7 protein-coding genes are annotated in these 6,935 nt (G+C 75.3%); 1 reads left to right on the top strand and 6 read right to left on the bottom strand.

Annotation, left to right across the window (positions count from 1 at the left end):
• From D476_RS32260 to D476_RS0105645, 3 genes are all read right to left on the bottom strand, one after another.
• A partial coding sequence (locus tag D476_RS32260; protein ID WP_017622994.1) for an alcohol dehydrogenase catalytic domain-containing protein occupies positions 1 to 1,071 on the bottom strand: 1,071 nt, incomplete at its 3' end.
• A gap of 107 nt (positions 1,072 to 1,178) precedes the next feature.
• Positions 1,179 to 2,267 (bottom strand): alkene reductase, encoded by a 1,089-nt coding sequence (locus D476_RS0105650; protein ID WP_017622993.1) that lies wholly within the window; start codon positions 2,265 to 2,267, stop codon positions 1,179 to 1,181.
• A gap of 51 nt (positions 2,268 to 2,318) precedes the next feature.
• Positions 2,319 to 2,720 (bottom strand): RidA family protein, encoded by a 402-nt coding sequence (locus tag D476_RS0105645; protein WP_017622992.1) that lies wholly within the window; start codon positions 2,718 to 2,720, stop codon positions 2,319 to 2,321.
• An 87-nt stretch (positions 2,721 to 2,807) separates the two neighbouring features.
• On the opposite strand from D476_RS0105645, the gene D476_RS0105640 reads away from it, so the two are divergent.
• Positions 2,808 to 3,257, top strand: a complete 450-nt coding sequence (locus D476_RS0105640; RefSeq protein ID WP_017622991.1) for a MarR family winged helix-turn-helix transcriptional regulator — start codon at positions 2,808 to 2,810, stop codon at positions 3,255 to 3,257.
• A 10-nt stretch (positions 3,258 to 3,267) separates the two neighbouring features.
• Here D476_RS0105640 and D476_RS0105635 read toward each other — a convergent pair whose 3' ends face one another.
• The 3 genes from D476_RS0105635 to D476_RS0105625 form a co-directional block, all read right to left on the bottom strand.
• Positions 3,268 to 3,972, bottom strand: coding sequence for a carbonic anhydrase (locus D476_RS0105635; RefSeq protein ID WP_026123266.1), 705 nt, complete (start codon positions 3,970 to 3,972; stop codon positions 3,268 to 3,270).
• Between the two features lie 181 nt (positions 3,973 to 4,153).
• On the bottom strand, positions 4,154 to 5,818 hold the full coding sequence (locus tag D476_RS0105630) for an MFS transporter (protein ID WP_017622989.1): 1,665 nt from the start codon (positions 5,816 to 5,818) through the stop codon (positions 4,154 to 4,156).
• A 139-nt stretch (positions 5,819 to 5,957) separates the two neighbouring features.
• On the bottom strand, positions 5,958 to 6,899 hold the full coding sequence (locus tag D476_RS0105625) for a class I SAM-dependent methyltransferase (protein ID WP_017622988.1): 942 nt from the start codon (positions 6,897 to 6,899) through the stop codon (positions 5,958 to 5,960).
• Positions 6,900 to 6,935: the final 36 nt, after the last annotated feature.

The raw sequence follows: 6,935 nt of genomic DNA, 5'->3' as shown, positions 1-6,935 counted from the left end.
GGCGCCCCCGGCCCCTGCGTGCCCCTGCCGCCCCGGGGCGACCAGCACGCGCAGGTGCGCGCCGCCGCGAGCAAGGGCGAACACCTCGTCCACCGCCTCCCCCGGAAGCGGGAGCGGGACTGGCGGCGACACCAGGGACTCCAGGTCCAGGAACTGCCCGGGGCCCAGAAGCCAGTCCACGCCCCGCCGGAAGTCCCGCGCCGTGTAGTCGTGCACCCCGACCACGGTCAGACGCCGGGTGACCAGGTCCGCCGGGTCCAGGCGCACCTCGGTCGCGCCGGGGCTGACCGCGCCCGCCGCCACCACCCGGCCGCCGGTCTCGGCCGCACCGAGCGCCGCGGCGAACCCGGCGGCGCTCCCCGAGGCCTCCACGACCAGGGGGAAGTCCAGCCCGTCGGGCACGTCCGTGCGCGCCCCCAGGCGCTCGGCCGCGGCGCGCCGCCCCGGCGCGGGGTCGTGCACGTACACCTGGCGTCCCTCCGAGCGGAGCATCGCCGCGCAGTGGGCGCCGACCGCCCCGGCCCCCAGGACGAGCGCGGGGGCGCCCGGATCGGCGGGCCCGGCCGCGGACAGCACGGCCGCCGCCGCGGCCACGGCGCACCCCGCCGAGACCAGGTGCGCGTCGCCCGGCCAGCCGGGCACGCGCAGCACGGGGACCCCGGGAAGCAGCCGTACCGTGTCGGCCAGGGTGCCGGTGGCGTACGGCGGCCGTGCGGCGCCCTCGTGCCCGTACTTCAGCGCCGAGCGGCACTTCATCTCCAGGCCGCGCGAGCATCGGTCGCACGTCCCGCACGCGCTGAACAGGGCGAAGACCACCCGGTCCCCGGGACGCAGCGGCGTGCCCCGCAGGTCGCGGGCGCCGGGGTCGGCCCCGGAGACGGTGCCGACACCTTCGTGGCCGAGCACGGTGCGCGGCGGCGCAGGCCGGGCGCCGCCCACGGTGTGCAGGTCCGACCCGCACACCGCGGCGGCGTCGATGCGCACGTCGACCTGCCCGGCGGCCCGTTCCGGCAGGACCAGCTCCTCGACCCGTACGGCCCCGCGGTCGAAGACCGCGGCCGACACCCGCATGCGTTCCCTCCCCGGTGTCCGTCCCGGGGCGATCCTGCACCGCGCGTCGAAACGGCCCGCGCCGACCGGGTGGACGGACGGTGAACCGGCGTCCCGACGAACACGTCCTACGCGCGCGGGTAGTCGATGTACCCCTCGGCCCCGCCGCCGTAGACCAGGTCCCAGCGCGGCTCGGCCAGCGGCGCACCGGAGGCGAAGCGCTCGGGCAGGTCGGGGTTGGCGATGAACAGCCGACCGAAGGAGAACAGGTCGGCCGTGCCGGACTCCAGGAGGGGCGCGGCCTGCTCCCGCCGCGTGGGGGCCGCCCCGTTGTAGTTGGCGATCAGCGTGCCGGACCAGCGGGGGCGCAGGTCGGCCAGGGCCGGGTAGGAGCCGCGCTCGATGACGTGGAGGTAGGCGAGCCCCAGCGGGTCCAGCGCCTCCAGGAGCGGGCGGTAGGTGGAGGCGGGGTCCTCCTCGCGGATCTCGTTCTCCGGGTTGCCGGGGGAGATGCGCAGGCCGACCCGTTCGGGCCCCACCTCCGCGGCGACCGCGTGGACGACCTCGCGGGCGAAGCGGGTGCGGCCCTCGACCGAGCCGCCGTAGCGGTCGCCGCGCCGGTTGGTGTTCTCGGCGAGGAACTGCTGGACGAGGTAGCCGTTGGCCCCGTGGACCTCGACGCCGTCGAACCCGGCGCGCACGGCGTTGCGGGCGGCGGCCGTGAACTGCGCGACGGCCTCCTCGACCTCGGCCGTCGTCATCTCCCTGGGCGTGACGTGGGGGAGGCGGCCCTGGGACGTGTAGATCTCCTCGCCGGTGATCGGTACGGGCGAGGGGGCGAGCGGCTCCCGGGAGCCGGGGAGGGTGACCGGGTGCGTCATGCGCCCGACGTGCCAGAGCTGGGCGTAGATCCGGCCCCCGGCGGCGTGCACGGCCGAGGTGACGCCGCGCCAGGCGGCGGTCTGCTCATCGGTGGCGATGCCGGGGATGCCCGGGCCTCCCTTGGCGGCCGGGCCGACCCACAGGCCTTCGCTGACGATGAGGCCCGCACCCGCCCGCTGGGCGTAGTAGGCGGCGGTGAGCGCGTCGGGCGTCCCGGTGCGGTCGTCGGTGCGGCCCCGGGTCATCGGCGCCATGGCGATCCTGTTGGGCAGGCGGAGCGTCCGGCCCTCGTAGGGGCGCAGGAGCGGGTCGGCGGTGGTGGTGAGGGTGGTCATCGGCGGGGTCCCTTCGGCGGTTCGGAGGCGGATCGGCGGCGGGTCGGCGGGTCAGCGGTCGACGGCGAGGGCCTCGACCTCGATCAGCCACTCGGGCCGGGCGAGGGAGGAGACCTCCAGCAGCGTGTCGGCGGGGTAGGGCTCGGACAGGAACTCTTCGCGCAGGCGGATGACGTCGTCGAGGTCGGCCCGCATATCGCGGACGAAGATGCCGACCTTGACCACGTCGCCGAGGTCGGCCCCGGCGGCGGCGAGCACGCGGCGGACGTTGGCGAAGGCCTGCCGCCCCTGTTCGAGGAACCCGCCGGGGACGGTGCGGCCCTGTTCGTCGATCCCGGCCTGGCCGGAGACGTGGACGAACCCTCCGGCGCGGACGGCCTGGGAGATGCGGTAGGGCGCGTACCAGTCGGGGTCGGTGGCGACCTTGCGGACGGCGGGCGCGGTGGCGGACATGGTCCCTCCTTGAAATATGCATGTACATGAATTGCTTGTACATGCATAAGTTGGCACTGCATGTACCCTGGTGTCAAGGAGGCACCGATGGACGCTGTACTGATGTGGGACCAGGTCGTCGCGCTCAGCGGCCGGGTCGAGCAGGAGCTGTCCCGGGCGCTCCAGCGGCGGCACGGTGTGGGGCTCTCGGAGTTCCGGGCGCTGTGCAAGCTCGCCTCGGCCGAGGACGGGGAGCTGCGCATGCAGGAGCTGGCCGACCGCATCGGCCTGAACCAGAGCTCCATCAGCCGCCTGGTCGGGCGCATGGAGAGCGCCGGGCTCACCCGGCGGGACATGTGCGACCGTGACCGGCGCGGCGTCTACACCGTCATCACCGACGAGGGCCGGGCCCTGTACGCCGCGGCCGGGCCCACCTACGACGCGGTCCTGCGCGAGGCCCTCGACCGGGCCGTGGGCGACCCCGCGGTCGGCGGGCTCGCGGCGCTGCTCACCGGGCGGACGCGCGCGGGGGCGCCCGCGGAGGGCGCCCCCGCCTGAGGGGCCGGGGTCAGTCCTCCAGGAACTCCACCCGCGAGGAGTCCAGGTGGTACCGGGCGGCCACGACGCGCGTTCGCCCGGAGTCGACGTACTCCCGCAGCTCGGGGTCGGAGGCCAGGTCGTCGGCGATGGACCGCGCGTTGGCGGCCACACAGTCGTCGACGAAGTCCTCGCCGGTGTCGGGCGTGGACTCCACGACCGGCAGGATGCCCTCGACGAGGTGCCGGACGTGCCCCTCGGGCATCGGTGCGCCCCGGTGCACGTCCACCGCGGCCGTCACCGCCCCGCACGAGGTGTGGCCGAGCACGGCGATCAGCGGGACGTGCAGGTGGTGGACCGCGTAGGCGACGCTGCCCAGCACCGCGCCGTCGAGCACCTGCCCGGCGGGGCGGACGGTGAACAGGTCGCCCAGCCCCTGGTCGAAGACCAGCTCGGGCGGGACGCGCGAGTCGGAGCAGGAGAGGACGAGGGCGAACGGGTCCTGCCCGCCGACCAGCTCCTCGCGGCGGGCGCGGCCCTCGTTGGGGTGGGCGGAGCAGTACTTCCTCCACCGCTTGTTGCCCTTCTTGAGCCGCTTGAGGGCGGCGGAGGGGCCGGAGGGCGGGCCCGAGGGGACCGGTGCGGCGCCCGCCGCCGCGGGAGCGGCGCCCGCGACGAGCAGTCCTGCGCCGCCGGTGAGGGAGAGTCGAAGCGTGCTTCGGCGTGACAACGCCATGGGGATCACTGCTTTCCGACGCTCGGTCCGCCCGCCGATTGAGGGGAGTGCGGGCGGAGTGGCGCGGGTGAAGCTAGTGCAGAAAGGGTGAGGGGGCAATAAACTTCTACATGACATGATGTGCGGCGTTTGTCCAGTTCAGGGGTGCCGCCTGCGGGTGCGGCGGTCCCGCACCCGCAGGTCACGAAGGGGAGGCCGGAACCGGCCGCCCCGGTCGCGCCGTCCGGGAATTCTCCGTCGCGGCCAGGGCCTCTCCGGTCTCCGGCTCGTCCCCGGCGGCGCCGGGCGCTTCGTCGGGCGTGTCGTCGGACGCGCCTTCGTCGAGGCGGACCCGGCGGAGCGTCCAGGCGACGAGGAGCGCCGCCGCCGCCATGACCACGGCACCGAAGCCGTATCCGGCCTGCACGCTGGTGGTGAACGCCTCCCGCGACGCCTCCAGCAGGGCCCCTCCCGCGCCTCCGCCCAGCTCTCGGGCGGCGGAGACGGCCCCGCCGATGCTCTCTCCGGCGGCGGCGAGGCTGCCCTCCGGCACCCCCTCGGGGACCGACCCGGCCAGCGAGCTCCGGTAGACGACCGCGGAGATCGTGCCCAGCACCGCCAGGCTGCTCGCCTGGCCGAAGCCCCCGGCGACGTCCCCCATGGCTGCCGCGGACCCCGCCTGCCGGGCCGGAGCGGTCCCCACGGCCAGGTTGGTCGAGAGCGGGAACAGCGGGCCCAGCGCCAGGGCGACCAGCGTGACCAGGCCGACCAGCACCGGCGCCCCGGCCTGCCCGGCGAGCAGCGCCACGGCGGCGGCGCCGGCGGCGGCCAGCAGCAGGCCGCCCGCCATCACGAAGGCGGGCCGCGCCCACCGGACCAGCGCGGGCGCCGCCAGGCCGCCGACGATCGAGGCGGCGGCCGGGGCCACCATCAGCAGCCCGGCCTGGCCGGGCGTCAGGCCCAGCACGGCCTGCAGGAGCTGAGTGAAGAGCATGTCGGAGCCGCCGTAGGCCAGCAGCAGGAGCAGCATCGCCCCGAGGGAGACCGAGAACGCTGGGAATGCGAACAGTCGCAGGTCCAGCAGCGGGTCCGCGACGCGGAGCTGGCGGCGGACGAACACGGCGCCCAGTGCCAGGCCCGCCGCGACCGAGAGGACGTAGGGCCACAGCGCCTCCCCGGAGGCGGAGGACTGCGCGTCGGCGATCTCCTGGAGGCCGAACACCACCGCCACGATGGCGGCCATGGACAGCAGGGCGCTTCGCAGATCGACCCTGCCCCCGGCCTCCCCGCGCAGGGCGGGCAGCAGCGGGGCGCTCAGCAGGAGGATTGCGGCGGCGGGCACGTTGGCCAGGAAGGCCGATCCCCACCAGAAGAACTCCAGCAGGAATCCGGCCATCGGGGGGCCGATCGCCATCCCGGCCGAGAACGCGCTCATGATCACCGCGACCGCCACCGAGAACCGGCGGGGGTCGGGGAACAGGGTCCGCACCATCACCATGACGGAGGGCATGAGTGTGGCCGCCGCCACCCCGAGCAGCGCGCGCATCGCGATGAGGACCTCGGGCGTGGGCGCGTACGCGGCGGCCACGGAGGCCGCCCCGTAGACGGCGGTGCCGGTGAGCAGCAGGCGCCGGGCACCGACGCGGGAGGCGAGCCGCCCCATGGTGAGCGCGAGGCCGACGGCCAGGAAGTCTCCGACGTGCAGGATCCAGAGCATCTGCGTGCTGCCGGGCGCCAGGTCGGCGGCGATGCTCGGGAGTGCCATGAAGAGCACGGTCATGTCGGTGGCGGCCATGAGCAGGGGCAGCGTGAGCACGGCCAGGCCGAGCCACTGGCGCCAACCCGGGTGGTGGGGGGCGGTCGTCATGCCGGGTCCTCTCGGTCGGTCGTCGCGCCCGCGACGGGCGCCGCGGCGGTCGTGCCGACCGTACGAGTTCAAGTTAACGTGAACTCAAGCCAGGGCGGCCCCTCCGTGGGAGGGGCCGCCCTGGGGAGGGGCTGCCGGGCTACGCGGCCGCGCGTGCCGTGTGGACCGTCGTCGCCGACAGCAGGAACGCGTCCGGCCGCAGGCGGATCCCCTCCTCGGACTCCTCGTCGAGCAGGGCGTCCAGCGTCGTGATGTCCTCCGGGTCGAGCAGGTCCCCGGCCCGCTCGCGGATGTGTTCGAGCTGGGAGCGGACGTACCCCCGTGCGACCGGCCCGAGCGGCGCCGGGACGTCGAGGAGGAACGTGCGGGTCCCGGAGGGCGCCAGCCCGGCGCGTGCGAGCATCGCGGGCCAGTCCTCCACCGTGCGCACCGATCCGGGGATCTCCTCGCGCATCCCGGCGAAGGCGTCCTCCCATGCGGCGTCGATCCGTGCCTGCAGGCCGGGCCGCCCGATACCGAAGTCGCGCGGGAGGTAGCGCTCGGGAAGGCCCCGCTCGGCAACCGCCAGCACGCCGCCGGGGGCGATGCGCGCGGCGAGCGCGTTGAGCGCCTCCTGCTGGTCGCCGATGTGGTGGACCGCGTGGCTGGTCCAGATCAGGTCGGCGGTGCCCAGTTTCGCGAAGTCGTCGGGCAGGTCGACCGCCAGCGTGGACACGCGCCGCCCCAGGCCCAGGCGGTCCGCTCGCGCCTGCGCCCGCTCCAGCAGGCCGGAGGCCTGGTCGGCGGCGACGACCTCGGCACCGGAGAAGCGCTCGGCGAACATGGTGGCGACCACCCCCGGGCCGCTTCCGACGTCCACGACGCGCGTTCCCGAGGCCGCGGCCCTCTCCTCGCCCAGCACCCCGGCGAGCCAGTCGACCGCCTGCCCGTAGAGCGAGGCGCGGAGTTCGGCCTCGGTCTCCAGGCGCTCGGCCATGGCCTCCCAGAAGGCGGGGTCGGTGTGGTCGGCGTCGCCGTGCCCGTGCCCGTGTCCATGGCCGTGGCCGTGGGAGTGGCCGTCCTGCGGCTGTGCGTTCTGCATCTGGTTCCCTCGAATCCCTCGTGGTCTCTCGCGGCG

Source organism: Nocardiopsis chromatogenes YIM 90109 (assembly GCF_000341185.1).
In the GTDB taxonomy this organism is placed as follows: domain Bacteria; phylum Actinomycetota; class Actinomycetes; order Streptosporangiales; family Streptosporangiaceae; genus Nocardiopsis_A; species Nocardiopsis_A chromatogenes.
The sequence above is the reverse complement of the archived record's forward strand: the minus strand, read 5'-3'. Positions and strand labels throughout refer to the sequence as shown.